Annotated in this window: 19 protein-coding genes; 1 reads left to right on the top strand and 18 read right to left on the bottom strand. The window is 43.4% G+C overall.

Going from position 1 to position 21,285, the window contains the following annotated elements:
- Positions 1-17: 17 nt before the first annotated feature.
- From T541_RS0100275 to T541_RS0100200, 16 genes are all read right to left on the bottom strand, one after another.
- On the bottom strand, positions 18-752 hold the full coding sequence (locus T541_RS0100275; protein ID WP_034465456.1) for a ComF family protein: 735 nt from the start codon (positions 750-752) through the stop codon (positions 18-20).
- Positions 745-3,000, bottom strand: a complete 2,256-nt coding sequence (locus tag T541_RS0100270; RefSeq protein WP_034465574.1) for an ATP-dependent RecD-like DNA helicase — start codon at positions 2,998-3,000, stop codon at positions 745-747. The genes T541_RS0100275 and T541_RS0100270 overlap by 8 nt, the downstream gene beginning before the upstream one ends.
- Before the next feature lie 96 nt (positions 3,001-3,096).
- Positions 3,097-3,489 carry a hypothetical protein gene (locus tag T541_RS0100265; protein ID WP_051538003.1) on the bottom strand — a complete coding sequence of 131 codons (393 nt, stop codon included), beginning with the start codon at positions 3,487-3,489 and terminating at the stop codon, positions 3,097-3,099.
- Between the two features lie 23 nt (positions 3,490-3,512).
- A complete protein-coding gene (locus tag T541_RS0100260; RefSeq protein WP_026650822.1) occupies positions 3,513-4,340 on the bottom strand; it encodes a flagellar hook-basal body protein in 828 nt (275 codons plus the stop codon).
- Between the two features lie 129 nt (positions 4,341-4,469).
- Positions 4,470-5,300 (bottom strand): flagellar hook-basal body protein, encoded by an 831-nt coding sequence (locus tag T541_RS0100255; RefSeq protein WP_026650821.1) that lies wholly within the window; start codon positions 5,298-5,300, stop codon positions 4,470-4,472.
- Between the two features lie 65 nt (positions 5,301-5,365).
- Positions 5,366-6,358, bottom strand: a complete 993-nt coding sequence (locus T541_RS0100250; protein ID WP_026650820.1) for a rod shape-determining protein — start codon at positions 6,356-6,358, stop codon at positions 5,366-5,368.
- Positions 6,359-6,519: 161 nt separating this feature from the next.
- Positions 6,520-9,402 (bottom strand): excinuclease ABC subunit UvrA, encoded by a 2,883-nt coding sequence (gene uvrA / locus T541_RS0100245; RefSeq protein ID WP_051538030.1) that lies wholly within the window; start codon positions 9,400-9,402, stop codon positions 6,520-6,522.
- 38 nt (positions 9,403-9,440) lie between these two features.
- On the bottom strand, positions 9,441-11,432 hold the full coding sequence (gene uvrB, locus T541_RS0100240) for an excinuclease ABC subunit UvrB (RefSeq protein WP_026650818.1): 1,992 nt from the start codon (positions 11,430-11,432) through the stop codon (positions 9,441-9,443).
- A gap of 124 nt (positions 11,433-11,556) precedes the next feature.
- A complete protein-coding gene (locus T541_RS0100235; protein WP_026650817.1) occupies positions 11,557-11,802 on the bottom strand; it encodes a hypothetical protein in 246 nt (81 codons plus the stop codon).
- Positions 11,799-12,761 (bottom strand): serine/threonine protein kinase, encoded by a 963-nt coding sequence (locus T541_RS0100230; protein ID WP_026650816.1) that lies wholly within the window; start codon positions 12,759-12,761, stop codon positions 11,799-11,801. The genes T541_RS0100235 and T541_RS0100230 overlap by 4 nt, the downstream gene beginning before the upstream one ends.
- A gap of 9 nt (positions 12,762-12,770) precedes the next feature.
- Positions 12,771-13,457 carry a PP2C family protein-serine/threonine phosphatase gene (locus T541_RS0100225; protein ID WP_026650815.1) on the bottom strand — a complete coding sequence of 229 codons (687 nt, stop codon included), beginning with the start codon at positions 13,455-13,457 and terminating at the stop codon, positions 12,771-12,773.
- 126 nt (positions 13,458-13,583) lie between these two features.
- The gene (locus T541_RS0100220; protein ID WP_242840728.1) at positions 13,584-14,852 is read right to left on the bottom strand and encodes a S41 family peptidase; all 1,269 of its coding nucleotides are present in this window, start codon (positions 14,850-14,852) and stop codon (positions 13,584-13,586) included.
- A 54-nt stretch (positions 14,853-14,906) separates the two neighbouring features.
- Positions 14,907-16,130 carry a murein hydrolase activator EnvC family protein gene (locus T541_RS0100215; RefSeq protein WP_026650813.1) on the bottom strand — a complete coding sequence of 408 codons (1,224 nt, stop codon included), beginning with the start codon at positions 16,128-16,130 and terminating at the stop codon, positions 14,907-14,909.
- Positions 16,131-16,157: 27 nt separating this feature from the next.
- Positions 16,158-17,054: a permease-like cell division protein FtsX gene (gene ftsX / locus T541_RS0100210; protein ID WP_026650812.1), complete on the bottom strand. Its 897-nt coding sequence runs from the start codon at positions 17,052-17,054 to the stop codon at positions 16,158-16,160.
- Positions 17,044-17,784, bottom strand: a complete 741-nt coding sequence (gene ftsE, locus T541_RS0100205) for a cell division ATP-binding protein FtsE (protein WP_051538002.1) — start codon at positions 17,782-17,784, stop codon at positions 17,044-17,046. The genes ftsX and ftsE overlap by 11 nt, the downstream gene beginning before the upstream one ends.
- Positions 17,785-17,817: 33 nt before the next feature.
- The gene (locus T541_RS0100200; protein ID WP_026650810.1) at positions 17,818-18,900 is read right to left on the bottom strand and encodes a PucR family transcriptional regulator; all 1,083 of its coding nucleotides are present in this window, start codon (positions 18,898-18,900) and stop codon (positions 17,818-17,820) included.
- 285 nt (positions 18,901-19,185) lie between these two features.
- On the opposite strand from T541_RS0100200, the gene T541_RS0100195 reads away from it, so the two are divergent.
- Positions 19,186-19,374, top strand: coding sequence for a YjfB family protein (locus tag T541_RS0100195; RefSeq protein ID WP_026650809.1), 189 nt, complete (start codon positions 19,186-19,188; stop codon positions 19,372-19,374).
- Between the two features lie 56 nt (positions 19,375-19,430).
- Here the strand turns inward: T541_RS0100195 and T541_RS0100190 are convergent, their stop codons facing one another.
- Entirely contained in the window at positions 19,431-20,357 is a 927-nt protein-coding gene (locus tag T541_RS0100190) for a CPBP family intramembrane glutamic endopeptidase (RefSeq protein ID WP_026650808.1), read from the bottom strand.
- Entirely contained in the window at positions 20,357-21,196 is an 840-nt protein-coding gene (locus T541_RS0100185; RefSeq protein WP_026650807.1) for a S1 RNA-binding domain-containing protein, read from the bottom strand. Before T541_RS0100185 ends, T541_RS0100190 begins: the two co-directional genes overlap by 1 nt.
- Between the last annotated feature and the right edge of the window lie 89 nt (positions 21,197-21,285).

The following is a 21,285-nucleotide window of genomic DNA, read 5'->3' as shown; positions in this document are numbered from 1 at the left end:
GCTGACCTCCATTTATGTTATGTAGTTTGTCCGATAGCCAGTGTAAGAAAATAGGCTTTCTCCACTCCCGCCATCAGAAACTCATGGGCGATCTCATCAATGGTACTTCCAGTTGTATAGATGTCATCGATAATTAGTATGCACTTAAATTTTACATCATTTTGGGCTATATTAAAAGCCTTTTTCAAATTATTGCGCCGTCCAATAGCGTCCAGTTCTTTCATTGGCCTGGTATTTACGACCCTTTTTATGACATTGTCGTAGCACTCAATTCCAAGTTCCTTCGAAAGAGCTTTGGCAAGAACCTGGGCTTGATTATAGCCTCGTTTTCTTTCCTTTCCAGCGTACATTGGAACCGGAATAATTGCCTCTATACCGAGCTTTTTAAGCCTTTTCCCATAGCTCTTTGCCGCTACCCTGGCGTAGAATTCTGCATATTCCTGCCTTCCCAGGTACTTAAACCTGTAAATAGAGCCGGCAACACTCCTGTACACGAACAGAGAAAAACCTCTTTCGAATACATGCCTGTATTTCTTACAGTCTACACAGTACTCTTCGTCCTGTTCCTCCCTTTTAAGAGGCTTGCCACACTTAAGGCAAACTGATCCCTTAACCCGCTTAATCTTAGGAAGGCACTGCCCGTGAATTAAATCGCCTGTTATTATATGCCCCTCTTTGAATCTAAAGGGCGCAATAATTCCGTCGCAGACAGGACACCGTCTTGGGTATATCAAATCTACTGCTTTAAACATCAAAAACTTCTTTAATCCTATCCATTAAACCTGTATATCTTTTGAGCTGCTCCTCATTCTCAACCATGGTGTACACTGTCTGACTGCTGCCCAGGATACACACTGTGCTCTTAGCCCTTGTCACCGCCGTATACAGAAGGTTTCTGTTAAGAAGCATCCTTGGTCCGCCCAGAAGCGGAATCACCACAGCCGGATATTCACTTCCCTGGGACTTGTGGATCGTTATGGCGTATGAAAGCTCTATCTGGTCCAGCTCTCCAAAGGGATATCTGACACGCCTGTGCTCATCATATTCCACCACCATATCCTGGGAATACTCGTTGATCTCCCTGATTATTCCCATATCTCCGTTAAAAACACCCAGGCCTGAGTCTATGGCGATGTTATACTTACCAACTACCTCCCACTGGGCCTGGTAATTGTTCTTGATCTGCATAACCTTGTCCCCTTCCCTGAAAAGGGTGTCTCCATAGGTATGCTCATGCTTACTCTTATCCGGAGGATTGAGGTAGCTTTGAAGCACCAGATTAAGCGACGCTGCCCCAAGAGGCCCCTTTCTCATAGGTGTAAGCACCTGAATATCATAGGGCTGTGCATCCACGTAGCCAGGCAGCTTATCTCTTATAAGCTGAACCATGTGCTTATATATGACATTGCTGTCATTCCTCTCCAGGAAAAAGAAATCCTTACTCTTATTATCAAGTCTTGGCATTTCTCCATTGTGGATCTTGTGGGCATTCATGACAATGTCACTCTCTTCCGCCTGCCTGAAGATCTTCTTGAGAATAATAGTAGGGAACTTACCGCTCTTAATAAGGTCACTTAGGACCTGACCAGGGCCAACACTTGGAAGCTGGGAACTGTCTCCAACCAGTATCAGATGTGTTCCTGGTATAAGGGCCTTTAACAGGGCGTAAAAGAGATGGATATCCACCATAGACATCTCGTCAACTATGATGGCATCTGCCTCCAGCGGATTGTCTCTATTCTTTTCAAAGTGGACACCGGCGCTTCGTCCGTCCTTATCTTCATCTATCTGACCAGAAACCTCTAGAAGTCTGTGGATTGTTCTGGCTTCATAACCAGTTGCCTCAGTCATTCTCTTAGCAGCTCTTCCTGTGGGAGCAGCCAGAAGAATATCCATTCCTTCGCTGGCATAATAGCTGATGATGGTATTGATGGTGGTAGTCTTACCAGTTCCGGGACCACCGGTGATAATAACTATACCGTTGGAAATGCTCTTGATAACAGCCTCTCTTTGAAGTGAATCAAGCTCAAAGCCCTTGCTCTGCTCAATCTGAAGGATTCTATTGTTGTACTCCTCTTCCTCTCTGGCTGTTACCTTCTCCGCCACATTCAGATCATGGAGCATAACAGCGCATCCCTGTTCTTCGTAGAAATAGTTGGATGCATATATATTGTTGTCGTTCTTGGTCACAAGCTTCTTATCCATCATAAGGTTCTGAATCTGTGTGGTGATGATCTCCTCATCTATGATCACATCAGGACCTGTGGCTAAAAGCTCGTTAGTTCTTTTTATAAGATCCTGCATTGGCAGATAGGTGTTGCCATCCGCAGAAGCCTGCAAAAGAGTATACATGATTCCGCTCTTGATCCTATAGTCGGAATCCACCCTTATGCCGATCTTAGAGGCTATCTCGTCCGCAGTCTTAAAGCCCACACCTGCTATATCATCTGCCAGCTGGTATGGGTTCTCTTTTAATATTCCATATATTCTGTTGCCATAGGTGTTGAAAATCTTGACAGCCAGAGTATTGCCTATGCCATAGCCCTGCAGAAAGATCATGGCATCTCGCATTTCTCTTTTCTCTGCCATCTGCATAGCTATATCAATGGCTTTCTTCTCACTGATGCCCTTTACCTCAGCCAGGCGCTCAGGCTCATCCTCTATTATCCTGAAGGTATCATCTCCGAACTTCTTAACTATTCTGGCAGCCAGGGCTTCTCCGATGCCTCTGATGGCTCCCGAGCCAAGATACCTCTGCATAGAAGCTGCATCATCAGGGACAACCACCTTAAAGCTCTTGATCTTAAGCTGCTCACCATAGACAGGGTGGGTTACGAATTCTCCCTCTATCTCCAGAGTGTCTCCCACATCAGCGTCCTTAAAAGTCCCGGTGCAGACAATTTCCTCCCCATCAGATATAAGGCTCACAACCCCATAGCCATTCTCTGCATTCTTATATATAAAATGTTCAATATATCCTTTAATTATCTCTTTTTCCATATCCATAATAGGCATTATAACACAATAAAAAGCACGTAATTCTTAAGATTTCTTAAGAAATACGCGCTTTATCACTTGCTTATTCACGCTTCCCTTTCAGCTCTCATTTGTAGGTGCATCAGGAATATTATAATTTCTTTTCATATTCTCGTAGAGCATCTGTGCAAAGCCATTACTCTGTATATCTGCAGATGTGGAGCATACCTCCTGAAGGGTCTGATCCTTGAAAAAGTCTACCAATGTCTGGGTGGAATTGTCGGACTTATCAGGCTTAATGGCATCCACTGACTTCTGCATCTCTTTAAATACCTGCTCAAGGAAGTAAGCCTCGAAGCTCTTGCAGGCCTCCCATAATTCATCGTCAGTTGCGGTATTGGAGGTACTTCTTATCTTGTTCTCCACTGCCGCTCTGGAGGCATTCTTACTTTCCATGGTGGCATATTCAGTTATCGCGTTGGCACTAATGCCTGTTACATCAAATCCCGCCATTTTCTTCTCCCATCAAAGCTTTATTATCTCTTGAGCTGGTTAGCTGTCTGCATCATCTGGTCTGTTGTCTGGATTGCTGTTGAGTTCATTTCATATGCTCTCTGAGCAACGATCAGGTTAACCATCTCTGTAGCTACGTTAACATTGGATCCTTCCAGGTATCCCTGAACGATCTCTGTAAGCTTAAGTCCGTCAGGATTCTCTGACTCAAGGATTGGTTCGCCGCTGGCTGGAGTCTCGATCCAGGCTGCACTTCCGATTCTCTCAAGACCTTCTCTGTTTCTGAACTGCCAGATACCGATCTGTGGGCCAAGCTCCTGAGGAACGCCCTGATCATCCGGATAATAAATCTTTCCATCACCGCCGATTGTGATTCGGCTGGCAACTGCGTTATCTACTGTAATTGCAGCACCTGTTGTATCAAGAACAGGGTTACCTTCTGCAGTAGTAAGCTCTACTGTTGTGCCTCCGGTCTCTGTAAGAGCCCAGGTGAAGTTACCGTTTCTTGTATAGTTAATGGTCTCACCATCTGCTGCCATATATCCAAAGAAGCCGTCTCCAGAAAGTGCCAGAGCGGCTGGATTATCACTATTTTGGAATGAACCCTGTGAAAAGAACTGATTAATTGTAGAAGTGCGCACGCCAAGTCCCACCTGTGAATTGGTAGGTTTTGGTGTACCATTTGCTGTTGTGGATACAGTCTGGAGTTCCTGATAAAGAAGAGTTTTGAACTGTGCCCCCTGTGCCTTGTAGCCAGTTGTATTTACGTTCGCCAGGTTATTAGCGATAGTATCTACATTTGTCTGCTGGGCATTCATACCTGTTGCAGCGGACCATAAGCTTCTTACCATAAGCCACCTCCGATAGATAAATAAAAGCGAGCTCAATTGCTCTTTTACCGTCCTCCGTGACTGGTAATCTTTGCTCTATCTTTATATCGGTCATTTATTTAACGCATATTATTAAATAATTCTAAAATTTTATGAGAGACGTCCAAGCTGGTTAACAGCAATGTCCAAAGTCTCATCCACGGTGGTTATCATTCTCTGGTTGGTATCATAGTTTCTCTGAACTGCGATCATCTGTACCATTTCATCCACAACAGATACATTGGACTGCTCAAGGAACCCTGCATAGAGCTGGCCTGTAGCATCAATTTCCACTGTATCGTCTGTTGTAACGTACATATTCTCGCCATAATGCTCAAGAGTATCATAGCTTATCCTGCCATCAGGATATGTTGTCTTTTCAAAATCAAATATTCCCACACTGGACACAACCTCTCCATCCTGGAGAATTTCGCCAAGTGCATTAATTTCAACCTTTTTGTTGGGATCAAGCTCAATGTGGCCTCCGTCCTGATCCAGAACGAAGTCGCCATCCTGAGTAACTAGAACACCCTCAGACGTGAGGGTAAAATTACCATCTCTGGTATACATGATATTAGTCTGATTGGCCTCATCCCTTTCGATGTTCACAGCCTTGTTGGTATATTCGATTCCAAAGAATCCATATCCACCAATAGCCATATCGAAGGTATTGTGGGTCTCCTTCATAGGACCTTCCGTCCAATCTACATATGTCTCACCGATCTTAACGCCGGGAGTAATAACGCCCAGTCCACGGGCAGTGTACGGGGCGTCAGTATAGTCTTTAATTTTATACGCAAGCTGATCCTTGAAAGACTGAGCAGTTGCGCCTTCCTTCTTATAACCGTTAGTATTGGCATTAGCAAGATTGTTGGTGAGCACATCCATTCTGTGCTGTTCGTTGATCATTCCTGTGTAAGCAGTGTAAAGACCTTTAACCATACAATATTCCTCATGCCATCCTGGCGATATCGGCCATTCAATCCATGAACAGCGTGCATGTGTGATTAGTCCTCACGATATCCTACAATAAACTCAACATAACGACCTGTTCCGATAGCAACGGCTGTCATTGGGTCCTCTGCTGTAATTGTATTGATACCGGTCTTGGAATAAATAAGATCCTCAAGACCACGAAGAAGTGCACCACCACCAGTAAGGACGATACCTCTGTCTGCAATATCTGCAGCAAGCTCTGGAGGAGTATTCTCAAGAACACTGTGGATAGCCTCTATAATCTGAGAAGTTGGCTCTCTGAGCGCCTCTTCTGTCTCTTCTGATGAAACTCTTACTGTCTTAGGAAGACCTGTTACAAGGTTTCTACCTCTAACGTCCATGTAATCGTCCTCAGCACGTGGATAAGCTGAACCGATCTTGATCTTGATATCCTCGGCTGTTCTGTCACCGATAAGGAGATTGTGCTTCTTTCTCATGTAACGAACAATTGCTTCATCAAAGTCATCACCAGCAACCTTAACTGATGTACTTACAACTGTTCCTCCAAGGGAAATAACCGCAATATCTGATGTACCACCACCGATATCAACGATCATATTGCCACATGGCTTAGTAATATCGATACCTGCTCCGATAGCAGCTGCGATAGGCTCTTCGATTGTCTCAACGTCTCTGGCGCCACAAAGTCTTGTAGCATCCTCAACGGCCTTCTTCTCAACCTCAGTAGCACCACTAGGTACACATACAGCAATGAAAGGCTTACGGTGGATTCTACGTCCGATAGCCTTGTTGATGAAGTATCTCATCATCTGCTCTGTGATCTTGTAGTTAGAAATAACGCCCTGTCTAAGTGGTCTTACAGCTACGATGTTACCTGGTGTTCTACCAAGCATAAGTCTGGCATCCTCACCGATTGCCATGATCTCTTCTGTATCTCTGTTATAAGCTACTACTGATGGCTCTTTTAATACAACGCCCTTTCCTCTAATATAAACAAGTACTGAGGCTGTTCCTAAATCAATTCCAATGTCTGCGTACTGCATAATTCTTAAGTACCCCTTTCGAACAAAAACACTTATCTATCAGCGCATAGATGCGGATAATAATTTCATTTTATAATATCACTAGCATTATAAACCAAAATAGCAATAATTGAAAGGGGCTATCCGTCTTATATATATATCGGACAGCCCCTGCACATTCTTTAATTCTTATTCAGCATCTTTTTGATATAGGCTCCAGTATAGGATTTCTTGCACTTTGCAACCTCCTCAGGAGTTCCACAGGTAACAACCGTACCTCCCTTTGAACCTCCCTCAGGTCCCATATCAATTATGTAATCTCCAGTCTTGATAACATCCAGATTGTGCTCAATTACCACAACGGTATTCCCCTGCTCCACCAGCTTGTGCATGATCTTAACCAGCTTCTGAACATCCGCAAAATGAAGGCCCGTTGTAGGTTCATCCAGAATGTAAACTGTTTTACCGGTTCCAACCTTACTAAGCTCTGTTGCCAGCTTGATTCTCTGGGCTTCACCACCAGAGAGCTCTGTACTAGGCTGACCAAGCTTAACATAGCCAAGTCCTACATCATACAGTGTCTGGATCTTACGCTTAATGGTCTTAACGTTTTCAAAAAAGCTAAGAGCCTCCTCCACTGTCATATCAAGCACGTCGTAAATGCTCTTGCCCTTATATTTAACCTCCAGAGTTTCGTGGTTATATCTCTTACCACCGCAAACCTCACAAGGCACATAGACATCTGGCAAAAAGTGCATCTCGATCTTGATGATACCATCGCCACTGCAGGCCTCGCATCGTCCGCCTTTAACGTTAAAAGAGAACCTGCCCTTCTTATAACCTCTTGTCTTAGCATCAGGAGTTGCAGCAAAAAGATCTCTAATCAGATCAAATACTCCAGTGTAGGTAGCAGGGTTTGATCTTGGTGTTCTTCCAATAGGTGACTGATCAATAGCAATTACCTTATCAACCTGATCAAGGCCCTCTATAGTCTTGTGCTTACCAGGAATAACTCTGGCTCTGTTAAGGCTCTTTGCCAGGTGCTTGTAGAGGATCTCATTAACAAGAGAGCTCTTTCCTGATCCGGAAACACCGGTAACTATAGTAAGTACCCCAAGTGGGAACTCCACATCCACATTCTTAAGGTTATTCTCGCAGGCGCCAACCACCTTAAGAAAGCCCGTCGGCTTCCTTCTGACAGAAGGCACATCGATCTTGAGCTTACCAGCCAGGTACTGTCCTGTGATAGACTCCTTAACCTCCATGATCTCTTCCGCTGTTCCGCAGGCCACAACCTTGCCGCCGTGGGAACCGGCTCCAGGACCCACATCCACGATATAGTCCGCAGCTCTCATGGTATCCTCATCATGCTCAACCACGATCAGAGTGTTACCAAGGTCCCTTAAGTTCTTAAGAGTATTGAGAAGCTTATCATTATCTCTCTGATGAAGACCAATACTAGGCTCATCCAGAATGTAGCAAACACCGCAAAGTCCAGATCCAATCTGGGTTGCCAGTCTGATTCTCTGAGCTTCTCCTCCAGAGAGGGTTCCAGTAGCTCTTGAAAGTGACAGATAATCAAGACCCACATCCACAAGGAATCCAACTCTTGCCTTAATCTCTTTTAGCACCTGAGCACCAATCATCTCCTGCTGCTTGGAAAGAGAAAGGTTCTCCAGATAGTTCTGAAGCTCATCAATAGACATTGATGTGATCTCAAAAATATTCTTATTATCTACAGTTACAGCAAGGGATTCCTTCTTAAGTCTCTGTCCGCCGCAGAGCTGGCAAGGTGTAATTCTCATATACTCCTCGTACTCTGCCTTGGCAGTCTCAGAAAAGGTCTCCTTATATCTCTGCTCCACATTCTTAATAAGTCCCTCAAACTGAATAGGGTAGTCACCCTCTCCTCTTGAGCCCTTATAGTGAACATTCACAGTCTTATCTGCTCCGTAGATGAGCATATGTCTTACATTCTCAGGAAGCTCCTCATAAGGAGTATCAAGGCTGAACTTATAAGCCTTGGTAAGAGCCTTAAGAATTGCATTACTAAAGCTTCCCTCCTTGTTACAGGACTGCCATCCCATAACCACTATGCAACCGTCATTGATAGAAAGAGATTTGTCAGGAATCATGAGATCCTCGTCAAACTCCATCTTATAGCCAAGGCCAAAGCAATCAGGACAGGCTCCAAATGGGTTGTTGAAGGAAAAGCTTCTAGGCTCGATCTCAGGAATACTGATTCCGCAGTCAGGACATGCAAAGTTCTGGCTAAAGCTAAGCTCTTTACCATCTATAACATCCACCAGAAGAAGTCCTTCAGCCAATGCCAGGGCATTCTCCACAGAATCTGTAAGTCTCTTTCTAAGATTCTCATTGTCCTCATGGACAACGATTCTATCAACTATGATCTCAATGCTATGCTTGATATTCTTATCCAGCTTGATCTCTTCCTCAGAGATATCGTACTGGCTTCCGTCAATTCTGGCTCTAACATAGCCTGCTCGTCTTGCTCTGTCCAGAGTCTTGGCATGCTCACCCTTCTTACCTCTTACAACTGGTGCAAGAATCTGGAGCTTAGTGCCCTCTCCAAGAGAAAGAATGTGATCACACATCTCATCCACAGTCTGCCTTCTGATCTCTCTTCCACAATTAGGGCAGTGTGGAATACCGATTCTGGCATATAGGAGTCTAAAGTGATCATAAATCTCAGTAACTGTTCCCACTGTAGATCTTGGGTTCTTGTTGGTGGACTTCTGATCTATTGAGATAGTAGGCGAAAGTCCCTCGATTCTCTCAACATTGGGCTTATCCATCTGTCCTAAGAACATTCTTGCATAGGATGAAAGAGACTCCATATAGCGCCTCTGTCCCTCAGCAAAAATGGTATCAAAGGCAAGAGAAGACTTACCTGATCCGGAAAGACCGGTAAACACTGTCAGTGTCTCCCTTGGAATCTTGACGCTGACATTCTTAAGGTTGTGCTCATTGGCTCCTCTAACCCTTATATAATCATGTATATCTGTTGGAAGAATCCTCTTAGTTGTGGTATTCTTCTTGGTCATGCGATTGTCTGTAGCCATATTATCTCCAATCAGTCTAACTACTTGCCCTCAGTAAGGTCATTAAGAATCTTCTTAAGCTCTATCATCTGGTCACGAAGCATAGCAGCACTTTCGAAATCCAGCTCTGTAGCTGCCTTCTTCATCTTCTTCTGAACCTGACCAATGAGCTTCTCCAGCTCATCCTGGCTCATGGACTCAGGATCTTTCTCAAACTTAACCTCTTCCTTGGCAACAGCCTTGGTTACTGCAATAAGGTCTCTTACAGCCTTCTTGATGGTCTGAGGTGTTATACCGTGCTCCTCATTGTACTTCTCCTGAATCGCACGTCTTCTCTGGGTCTCCTCGATAGCCTTGGTCATGGAATCTGTCATATTGTCCGCATACATAATTACGCGGCCCTCAGAATTCCTGGCTGCTCTTCCGATGGTCTGAATAAGAGAGGTCTCTGATCTAAGGAAGCCCTCCTTATCAGCATCAATGATGGCCACCAGTGAAATCTCCGGAATATCCAGACCTTCTCTAAGAAGGTTGATTCCCACAAGAACATCAAAGACGTCAAGTCTCATATCCCTGATGATCTCTGCTCTTTCTAGGGTATCTATATCAGAATGCAGGTACTTAACTCTGATGCCAGCCTCTGCCAGGTACTCTGTCAGATCCTCAGCCATTCTCTTGGTAAGAGTAGTTACCAGCACCTTATTCTTCTTATCAATTTCATTTCTTATCTCACCGATAAGATCATCAATCTGCCCCTCAACAGGCCTTACCGATATCTCAGGATCCAAAAGACCTGTAGGCCTTATTACCTGTTCAGCCCTAAGAAGCTCATGCTCCTCCTCATACTTACCAGGTGTAGCTGAACAGAACAGCATCTGGTCAATATGAGACTCGAACTCCTCAAAGTTAAGCGGTCTGTTATCCAGCGCCGATGGTAGTCTGAAGCCATAATCCACCAGCGTAGTCTTCCTGCTCCTGTCACCATGATACATGGCTCCAACCTGAGGAATGGTCATATGGGACTCATCCACAATAATAAGGAAATCTCTGTCAAAGAAGTCCAAAAGCGTCAGAGGAGGCTCTCCTGGTGCCATGAAATTAAGATGTCTTGAATAGTTCTCAATTCCAGAGCAAAAGCCAGTCTCCCTCAGCATCTCTATATCAAAGTTAGTCCTCTCCGAAATCCTCTGGGCCTCGATAAGCTTATCCTCGCCCTTAAAGAATTTAACCTGATCCTCCAGCTCCTTCTCAATATTGTCGCAGGCCTTGTTGATCTTCTCCTGAGGCACAACATAGTGAGAAGCGGGATATATCATAACGTGGCTGAGCTCATTTTTAACCTTGCCAGTAACTGGCTCAACCTCCGTAATTCTGTCTATCTCATCACCAAAAAACTCAACTCTTATGAGGTAATCGTCCGCATTGGCAGGGAAAATCTCCACAGTATCTCCCCTTACTCTGAAGTTACATCTGCTAAGCTCCATATCATTGCGGTTATACTGGATAGCCACCAAGTCCTTGATGATATCGTCTCTGTCCTTCTGCATTCCAGGCCTCAGAGAAATGGACATCCCCTTGAATTCCTCTGGACTTCCAAGGCCATAAATACAGGAGACACTGGCAACAACTATTACGTCGTTTCTCTCAGCCAGTGACGCAGTGGCAGAAAGTCTCAACTTATCAATCTCATCATTGATAGATGAATCCTTGGCAATATATGTATCTGTCTGGGGAACATAAGCCTCTGGCTGATAGTAGTCATAGTAAGAAACAAAGTACTCTACGGCGTTCTCAGGAAAGAACTCCTTCATCTCGCCGTATAGCTGGCCTGCCAAAGTCTTGTTATGAGAAATGATCAGCGTGGGCTTGTTAAGAGCCGCGATCACATTGGCCATGGTAAAGGTCTTACCAGAGCCTGTGACACCTAAAAGGGTCTCAAACTGGTTGCCTTCTTTAAAGCCATCAACCAAAGCCTTTATTGCTGCCGGCTGATCACCGGTAGGTTTGAATTCAGAATGTAACTTAAAGTCCATGACAATCCCTCTTATATTGAGCTAGTATAACATCTCAATATTAAATTGTCCACAACTTTTTAGAACACGTGTTCCTGTGCATTTAAACCCTTACATCCGTCGCAATCCCTGATATTTACTGGATTTACAGGTCAAGGTTAACTGAATCAAAGGTATATACAAGGTCCTGTTCTATGACAAAATCCTCCATGGTTCTGTCATCCACATCCTTACTGTTTTCCAATAGCTTTGTGGTGCACATGGCCGCTGTAAGCTCCCCTTCTACCTCTTCCGCTGCCTCAAGCCCATCCCTGGTCAAGATAGCTCCAATTCCAAGGATCAGCACCAACGCTATAAATATCATCACAAAAGTATATCCAAAAATAATCATTTCAAAATTCCTCCATTTATCTTAAATTCCGTTATTTCCGCTTCAATAAAGCACCTTGCGTTATAGAGCCTGTCCATCACATAGGGCATTCTCTTTTCCATATCCGCCGCCCCATAGGCCGTTATCTTGTCAAAGTAAAAAATAGCAAGTGATATGAATAGTGCCAGGACCGCCGCAGTAGCCGCGTATCTTCCTCCCTGGAAGAACCTCCTTCTTTTTACTTTTCCATCATAGGTTAAAAGAGCTTTCTCCACCTGCTTACAGGACTTAAACCGGTCCTCTCTGTCAGGTCTTGTGCACATATCAATAATTTCCATAAGCTCTTTTGACACGCCCCTTATGCCCTGGCTCTTGTACTCGTAAACTACGTTCTTATCAGCAGGATCCACCATGGACAACATCTGTAAAAGAGTCATTCCAAAACAGTAAATATCCGTTGAGGGATTGGTCTGTCCCAGATTTCCAAACTGCTCGGGAGCAGCATAGCCCACTGTTCCCAAGTTCTCTGTGTCTTTCCTAAGTAGCGGATCGTAAACTCTGGCTGCTCCAAAATCAATCAGTCCAACCTCTCCATCTTTTCTGATAACTATGTTAGAAGGCTTTATATCCCTATAAATCACCGGAACCCGCCTGCCATGCAGGAATCTCAGAATCCCGATAAGCTTTATCGCGATATCAACAGCCTCTTTTTCCTTAAGTGGCCCGTTCTTCTTAAGGTATCTGTCCAAAGTCTCGCCCTCCATGTACTCTAAAATGATCTCTGAAGGACCTGCTTCAATTAACTGTGGAATAGATGGGTGTGAAAGACTTCTTAGAATTTCGGCCTCAGATTTAGTGGCCATTCCCATCTTGTAGGATTTGATAGTAACCTTTTTACCGCTGATAGTATCTATGGCCAGGTAGGCGACGCTGTTTCCGCCTTCTCCCAGCCGCTTTTTAACTCTATATCTATTATTCATTTCTTTTCCTCAAAACTCCAAACTAAGTGCTGCAACTGATATGTTATCCTCTTCCTTTTTGTCCATGGCCCTCATAGCCAGCTTCCTGCACTGTCCCAGCATATCACTGGCGCTTACACACATCTGTGGGCAAAGCTTTTGATAGATCTCTCTTGTATCAAGCCTGTTAAAAAAGCCATCACTGCAGGCCACCACTGTGGTATTTCTGTTAAAAGAGCCCCTGACAAAAGTTAGCTCTTTTTCCTGCTGACAAGGAACGTCGATCATGGACATATCTCCCCTGTCAGTTAAGTAAATTCTGGAATTACCCACATTCATATACAGATATCTTTTTCCAATCTGCAAAAGAGCTGTCAATGTGGAGAAGGGTGACACCTTTCGATGGCGGCCATATCTGTCCAGCTCAACCCGTATGCTTCTATAGAGCCTTTTCCAAGATTTCTCAATGGTGTCCATAAGCTTCTCCTCTGAAAGGCTTACAAGAAGTGGCAATTCCTCATGGAACCAGGTCTCAAGGCTCCTTATCACCATACAACTTGCCACTTCTCCCTTGGCGCCCATGGCTCCGCCATCACACACTGCCACAAAGGATATCCTTCCAAGCTCTCTTGTAGCTGCCACCTTCACAAGGGCAGCATCTCTATTTATTTTTGACTTCGTTCCTGCATCTGTGTAAATGCATGCTTTAACCTTCATAACAACCTTCCTCAAAAACTTCAAACTAAATCCATAATAAAAAAATGGAAACAATGCCTGAATCAGGCAAAAGAAAAAACTGTGCCACAGACGTGACACAGTTTGGTATATTACTATATTTTGGTTTTAGTTGTCAATAAGTTCTTTTAAAACTTCAATTCCCTTATCAAGCTGACTGTCGGTTTTATCAGCTGCGTAGGCCTCTGAGTCAAATTCGCAAACAATATCTGGCTCAATTCCTACTCCGTGGATGTTGATTCCATTTGGAGAATAGTAGCTGCTAACTGTAAGCTTTACAGCTGTTCCATCCTTTAGATCAAGGATGCTCTGTACGATTCCCTTACCGTAGGTTGTAACACCAACCAGTGTTCCGATCTGATAATCCTTGATGGCGCCTGCAAGAATCTCTGAAGCGCTGGCTGAATACTGATCCACAAGAACTACCAATGGAATATCAAGCTCGTGTTCTCCAGAAGAATAGTACTCCTCGCCCTCTCCATTTCTATCTTTGGTATAAACAATCTTGCCCTTTGGAAGGAGCTGGTCTCCGATGTTAACTACTGTATCAAGGCTTCCGCCTGGGTTTCCTCTAAGGTCGAGGATAAGGCCCTTAATGTTATGAGCTCTAAGCTCTGCCATTCCCTCTTTGAACTGATCTGCAGTAACAGTATCAAACTCTGTAATCCTGATGTATCCGATACCATCATCAAGGAGCTTGGTGCTGACTGTAGGAACCTCAACCTGTCTTCTCATAACGTCAAGCTCAACATAATCTGCCTCGCCATCTCTTACAAGAGTAAGGTGCACTGTTGTTCCCTGCTCACCCTTTATCTTACCTACAACCTCCTCAAGTGTAAGGCCTGCTGTAGACTCCTTATTGATCTCATAGATAATATCGTTGGCCATGAGTCCTGCCTCTTCAGCAGGTGTTCCCTCCATGACACCAGAAATACGCGGAAGATTAAGGGATGTATCCATTGACACATATGCGCCGATTCCATAATAGATACCCTGTGTATCATTCCTAAGCTCGATGAGCTCTTCCTCTGTGTAGTATACAGAATATGGATCTCCCAAAGACTCCATTAAGCCCTTATAAAGGCCATCAGCTCTCTGATCATAGTCCACATCTGTCTTGTAGTAATAAGCATCAATGATAGCATTGAGCTTTTCAAGCTTCTGAACAACGGGATCAGATAAAAGCTCGCTGGACTGGGCTGTATTCTGCAACACCCTGCCATTTCTTGAGCCAACAAATAAGAATCCGATCACAACCCCTGCTAAAAGAACTATCGTTGCAAGCACACCTGTAAGCATGCCGAAAAGATATCTTCTTGTAAGCTTCTTTTTAAATTCTGCTTCCTTATCCACCACTGGCTCTACCGGAACCTGCACTGGTTCCCCCGAAGGATTATTATTGATATCCACTTCTATTCACCTCTGAATAATTTATTTCAAGTAATTCCATGGGCTCACATAAGCACCATTTAGTCTCACACCAAAGTGCAAGTGATTACCTGTTGATCTTCCTGTTGATCCAACTGCCGCAATCTTGGTTCCAGCAGTCACATCCTGTCCCTTTGAAACATAAAGAGCTGAGCAGTGCATATACACTGTGTACAGTCCGGCGCCATGGCTTATCATTACATAATTACCCATGGATCCTTCGTAAGCGGCTGCCACTACCGTTCCGTTATAGGCTGCAAGAATTGCTGAGCCCGCCGGAGCTGCCAGGTCAATACCATTGTGCATCTTCTCAACCCCAAGGGTCGGATGCATTCTCATTCCGAAGTCATCGGAAATTCTGGTGTAACTTGGGCATGGCCATGTAAACATACCACCGTCATAGGTATATCTGCTATAAAGAGCTGCCTTATCAGCCGCCACCTCTTTTTCAAGAGCTGCGATAGCTGCATCCTCAGCCTTAATCTCTGCTTCATACTCGGCAATTGCCGCTTCCTTGTTAGAAATATCACTCTGAACAGAAGCAAGCTGGTTACTCTTATCCTGAAGAAGAGCCTCAAGATTAGCCTGTTCCTCTTCTCTTGATTCCTTGGCAAGATCCAGGGTCTCTTTTTCCTGCTCAAGGGCCTCCTTGGTCAGTGTGATGAGCTGGGTTGTTGCGATGTATTCGTTGAGCTTCTGCCTGTCATAGGCTGAAAGAGCTTCAATATACTGAGCCTTATTCAGCATATCTGCAAAGCTGCCGGCCTCAATCAAAAGCTCCACGTATATGGTATTACCCTTTTCATACATGAACTTAATTCGCTTCTTCATGGCCTCGTACTGGCCCTGCTGTATTGCCTCAGCTTCATTAAGCTCGTTGGTAGTTGTTTCTATCTGTGCTTCTTTTTCTTCAATCTGAGTTGTCAACGCATCTATCTTGCTTTGAATATCTGTCAGAGACGCATCAAGCTCTGCAATATAGTTATTGAGATCAGATTTGTCTTTTTCCAGCTCCTTCTTGACCTTCTCCAGATCAGTCTTGGCATTGTTGAGATCCTGTCTTTCCTTTTTAGCCTGAGAGATCTGAGCCTCCTTGGCCTTGATGCTCTCCTCAGTGACCTCAGCATAAGAAGTAATGCTGCTGCTACCTAAAGCCGTAACAAGAATAGTAATACTTACCAGCAGATACATTATTCTTTTTAAAGTTATTTTTTTAAGTTTTTTCAAAATAAAGAATTTCCCTTACATTTTGTATTAAACGTGAAGATGTTTCCTTACTGTTGTAAAACTTCCAAAGAAACCAATTCCGATACCCATAGCAAGTGAAATAGGTATAAGGTTGTGGTAGATTGTCTCGATCGGAAGGAACTTAAGTACCGATGTGAGCATATTAAACTTGGAAGCCACGTAAGAAATGGCCTTGGTGTATACAAAATAGATCAGGACCAAAGGTACGAGAGATCCGATAATACCGATAAGGATACCCTCCACCACGAATGGAGCACGAACAAAGAAGTCTGTAGCTCCAATGTATTTCATGATATTGATCTCATCCTTTCTGACTGCGATACCCATAGTTACTGTATTACTAATCAGGAATATGGATACGAGAAGAAGAATGACAATGATACCTGCAGAAACATAGGCAATAAGCTTATTAAAGCCGCTGAGAGTATCTGCAGTCACCTCTGATCTGTTTACAGAACGCACCACATCAATGGACTCGATGTAGGTAACAAGGGCGCTCTGAAGTGATACGTCATTAAGATATATCTGCAAGTTGGCTGAATCTGCCAATGGATTTTCTGTGAATCCATCTGAGTATTCACCAAGGTACTCCTCTTTAAAGCTCTCCCAGGCTGCGTCGGCAGAGACATAGGTAATCTCTCTGACTTCAGCTCTTTTCTCAAGATCGCTCTTAACAGCAAGGATCTGGTCCTCAGATGTTCCCTCTTTGAAGAAAACAGTTACGGAAACTCCCTCCTCCGCTGTCTTAACAATATTAGTGAAGTTGCCAATTATTGAATAAAATAGACCAAACAGAAACAGGCAGGCGCTTATGGTAGCAATTGATGCCAGTGTATACCACTTGTTACGCCCAAGGTTCTTGAATCCCTGTCCGATGGTGTAAAAGAAACTACTAATCCTCATCGATGTACATACCCTCTTCCTCGTCCTCTATGATGACGCCCTTCTTCATGGTGATAACTCGCTTCTTCATGGCATTAACAATCTCCCTGTTATGTGTAACCACAATAACAGTTGTGCCATTTTCGTTGATCTGTTCCATGAGTTTCATGATTTCCCATGAGTTGTTAGGATCAAGATTTCCTGTAGGCTCATCAGCAAGCAGGATTGCAGGCTTATTAACAAGCGCTCTTGCAAGGGCTACTCTCTGCTGTTCACCACCAGATAACTGATTAATTCTGCTCTTGTATTTACCGGCAAGATTGACTGTTGCCAAAATAGACGGTACATTACGTTTGATCTCTCTTGTTGGTGTCTGAACTATACGCTGTGCAAACGCAACGTTCTCGTAGACGTTCCTGTCCTTTAGAAGTCTGAAATCCTGGAATACGATTCCCAGATTTCTTCTAAATTTAGGTATTTTTCTGTGTTTAATCTTTTTGAGATTATATCCAAGGACTGTTATCTCTCCATCAGTTGGAACAAGCTCCCTAAGTAGTAGCTTGATCAGTGTGGATTTACCAGAACCACTGTCTCCAACTATGAAAACAAACTCTCCCTTTTTGATATGAAGGTTGACCCCGTTTAAGGCTGGTGCGCCAGTTGAATATGACTTAGTCACATTTTCAAGTGTTATAACCTCATCATCAGGAATCGACCTGCTAGATCTCCTCTTTCTGTAATTTCTTTCCATAAATCTCCCCCGGAGTATTGTTATCTACCTTGATCAGGTATATTTCTCCATGTATTTCATGTATCGTACAACCATTAATGCGATCTTGAAAGTGATAGCATCATCAAAGATTCTAAGGTCAAGTCCTGTGCTCTTCTGAAGCTTGTCCAGACGATACACAAGAGTATTACGATGTATAAAGAGCTGTCTTGAGGTCTCTGATACGTTCAGGCTGTTCTCAAAGAACTTATCGATTGTGGTAAGAGTCTCATAATCGAAATCATCTGGAGAAGAACCACCAAAGATCTCTCTAATGAACATCTTGCAAAGTGGAATAGGAAGCTGATAGATAAGTCTTCCGATACCAAGCTCGCTGTAGCAGATAACTCTTCTGTCCTCAAAGAATATCTTACCTACATCAAGAGCCATCTTAGCCTCTTTGTAGGACCTACTCACTTCCTTGATCTCGCCTACTATTGTTCCATAGGCAATCCTTACATCTGTCAGGCCCTCTTTCTGTATGCCAATAAGCATCTCTTCAGCTGCCTTGGTAATGTCAGAAGGTCTGCTCATGTCGCTGACGTCCTTAACAACAACTACGTTGTCCTCATCCACCTCAGTAACAAAATCATTACTGTTTCCAAAACGACTTCTTATGGTTTCAAGAGCATTATTGTCTCTTCCATTGGCAGTCTCAATGATCATGGCAATACGCCTTGAGTCTGTCTGAATGTGAAGCTTCTTGGCTCTGCTGTAGATATCCACCAAAAGAAGGTTATCAAGAAGCAGGTTCTTGATGAAGTTGTCCTTATCAAATCTCTCCTTGTAAGCCACTAAAAGGCCCTGGATCTGATAGGCAATCATCTTGCCAAGCATATAAGTATTCTCGCCATTGCCGGTGCAGATCAAAATATACTCCAGCTGCTGCTCATCATAAATTTTAAAATACTGGTAACCCTGGATTTCCTGGGAATCAGCCGGTGAGCTGACAAAATCCCTTGCGGAATCAGAAACATCTCCTATTTCGTTAGATGTAGATGCCACTTCCTTACCATCCACGTCAAGAACGCTAAGTTCTACATGAGCGATAGTTTTAAGTCCATCAATTGTGTTCTGGAGAATCTGGTTAGAAATCATCTGTCACTCTTTCTGCAATAAATGAGATATCCATTGCTTATACAAACTTAATGACATTTTAATACAAATGAACAAAAAAATCCACCTTGTAAGGGGTGTTTTTTGTACATTTTTATGTTTTCGCCGTCAATTTTCACAAAAAAGAGCTTCTGTTTTTGTAACCAAAAACAATTATTTGGCTATTAACATTCTTAACATTTTAACCGATATAGAAGATAAGATAAAGTGTATTAATACCCAGGGGCAAATGGATTGCCTAGAAGGTAGTATGCACAGGAGGTGCCTATGGATATTCCTGCTTTATCAATGGCTTTGGCTCAGAACAGGTTGTTAAATGATGTGGGAGTGGCAGTACTTTCTAAGAGTCTCGACAACATGGAAAATGCAGGCGAGATGATCACAGAAGGTCTTGATGCCGTTTCAGAATTATCTGTAAATCCTAACATCGGAGCCAATATCGATCTAAGAATCTGATATACGCCACAAAAATAACACCTGTAGTTTTATAACTACAGGTGTTATCTTATGTTTCAATATCCGAACAATCTAAAAATCACATAGAATCCCACTATCTGAAGTATCATAAAGATCACTGCCAGTACTACTCCCGGAATAAGCCAAGGAGTTAGAAGCTCTGCGCTTCCCTTCTTATCCTTTAAGATTGACAGGAATCTCTCGTTTCTTCCCTCAAGCTGTGAAATCTTATAAACTACGCAAAATGCCAGCGGCAATGTAACCAGTGAAATCAGGAGATAAACCACAATTCCATAGAGTAATGTCTTTTTATCCAGTACTCCAGTGCTCTGGGCAGCCACATCTCCAAGACTGTACATCATTACCACTTCAATGGAATTAAACAGTCCATGGCAGATAAAGGAAGTCAGCACACTTCCCGTAGCCTCCACCAAAAGCGCCAGCATGATACCCATAACAACAGCATACATGCACTGATTGAGGTTAAGGTGGATAAGTCCAAACAAAAGAGCTGACAGCATAATAGCGCCAAACACCTTGCCAGACTTCTTATAGGAGTGTAAATAAAAGCCTCTAAATACAAACTCCTCGACAAAAGGTCCAAAAACGCCGATGGACACTAGCATTACTCCCATGGGCCATGCCAAAATCTCGCTGGTCATGGAAGATACAGTATTTCTCACAAACAACATGGAAATTGCGTTCACAAGGGCAACTGTAGGGAACATCAACACAGTAAACAGCATTGTCAAGAGAGCTGACGAAATCCTGATCTTCTTGAAAGGAACAAGCTCTTTTATCTTCTCCCCGTGAACCAAGGCAACAATAATAACCGGGATTGCCACAGATGCTTCCAGGATCATGTTAACGGCCCAAACCGGAAAATTAGGGATCTTAGCCATTACATAGACCAGCGCAAAGTTGCAGATAATATTCAGGGCTACTATATACAAAAATGATCTGTTGGCAATGTTGCGATTCATCAGTTCTTCCTCATTTCTATTGAGCTTTCTTTAATCTCTATCTTGCCTTCCTTGAGGAGTCTTCCAACGGCCCTCTTAAATTCATTCTTACTCATATTAGTATGCTTTCTGATAAGCTCAGGTGATGCCTTGTCTGTAAATGAAAGCTTGCCACCGTTTTTCTCCATCATGGCAAGAAGGCTCTCAGCATCAGCATCCATCTGAAGATAAGCCTTTTCACGAAGACTAAGGTTCAGTCTTCCATCCTCTTTAACTGAAGCAACTCTGGCATTTACTGTATCACCGATCTGAACGTTGCCATAAAGCTCCTTCTTAGGAATAAGAGCTGAATAAATGTCATCAACAGCCACGAATGCGCCGAAGTTATCGCTCATCTCATAAACTGTTCCCATAACCTTGTCATCTTTCTTATATGGGCTCTCATTCTTAAGATAAGGATAAACGTTCATAGTTACGCAGAGTCTGTCACTCTTATCTGTATAAAGGGCACAGAGAACTTCCTCGCCCTTCTTAACCTTTCTTGTCTGCTCCCTAAATGGTAAAAGAACATCCTTCTCAAGGCCCCAATCCATGAAGGCGCCTATCTTTCCAGTGTCCTTAACCTTAAGGATCCTTACATCTCCAAGCATGATCTTAGGCTCAGCTGTTGTGGCAATAAGTCTGTCATCTGAATCCTTGTAGATGAACACTTCCACCTTATCTCCAACGCTGGCGCCCTCTTTTACCTGCTTTCTTGGTAAAAGAACTTTCTCATTCTCGGTTCCATCCTCTGAGAGGTAAACACCAAAATCTACCTTCTTTGCAATTATCAGTGTCTGCTTTTTTCCTAATTCGATCATTTCTAATTCCTATTCTTTGTTTTGTTGCCAGTTGCAAACTATTTATCCACAATTTCTTATAAAAATCCGGGCTGTATCCACAATTTAAC

It is taken from the genome of Butyrivibrio proteoclasticus P6B7 (genome assembly GCF_000622085.1).
Lineage (GTDB): Bacteria > Bacillota > Clostridia > Lachnospirales > Lachnospiraceae > Butyrivibrio > Butyrivibrio proteoclasticus_A.
The sequence above is the reverse complement of the archived record's forward strand: the minus strand, read 5'-3'. Positions and strand labels throughout refer to the sequence as shown.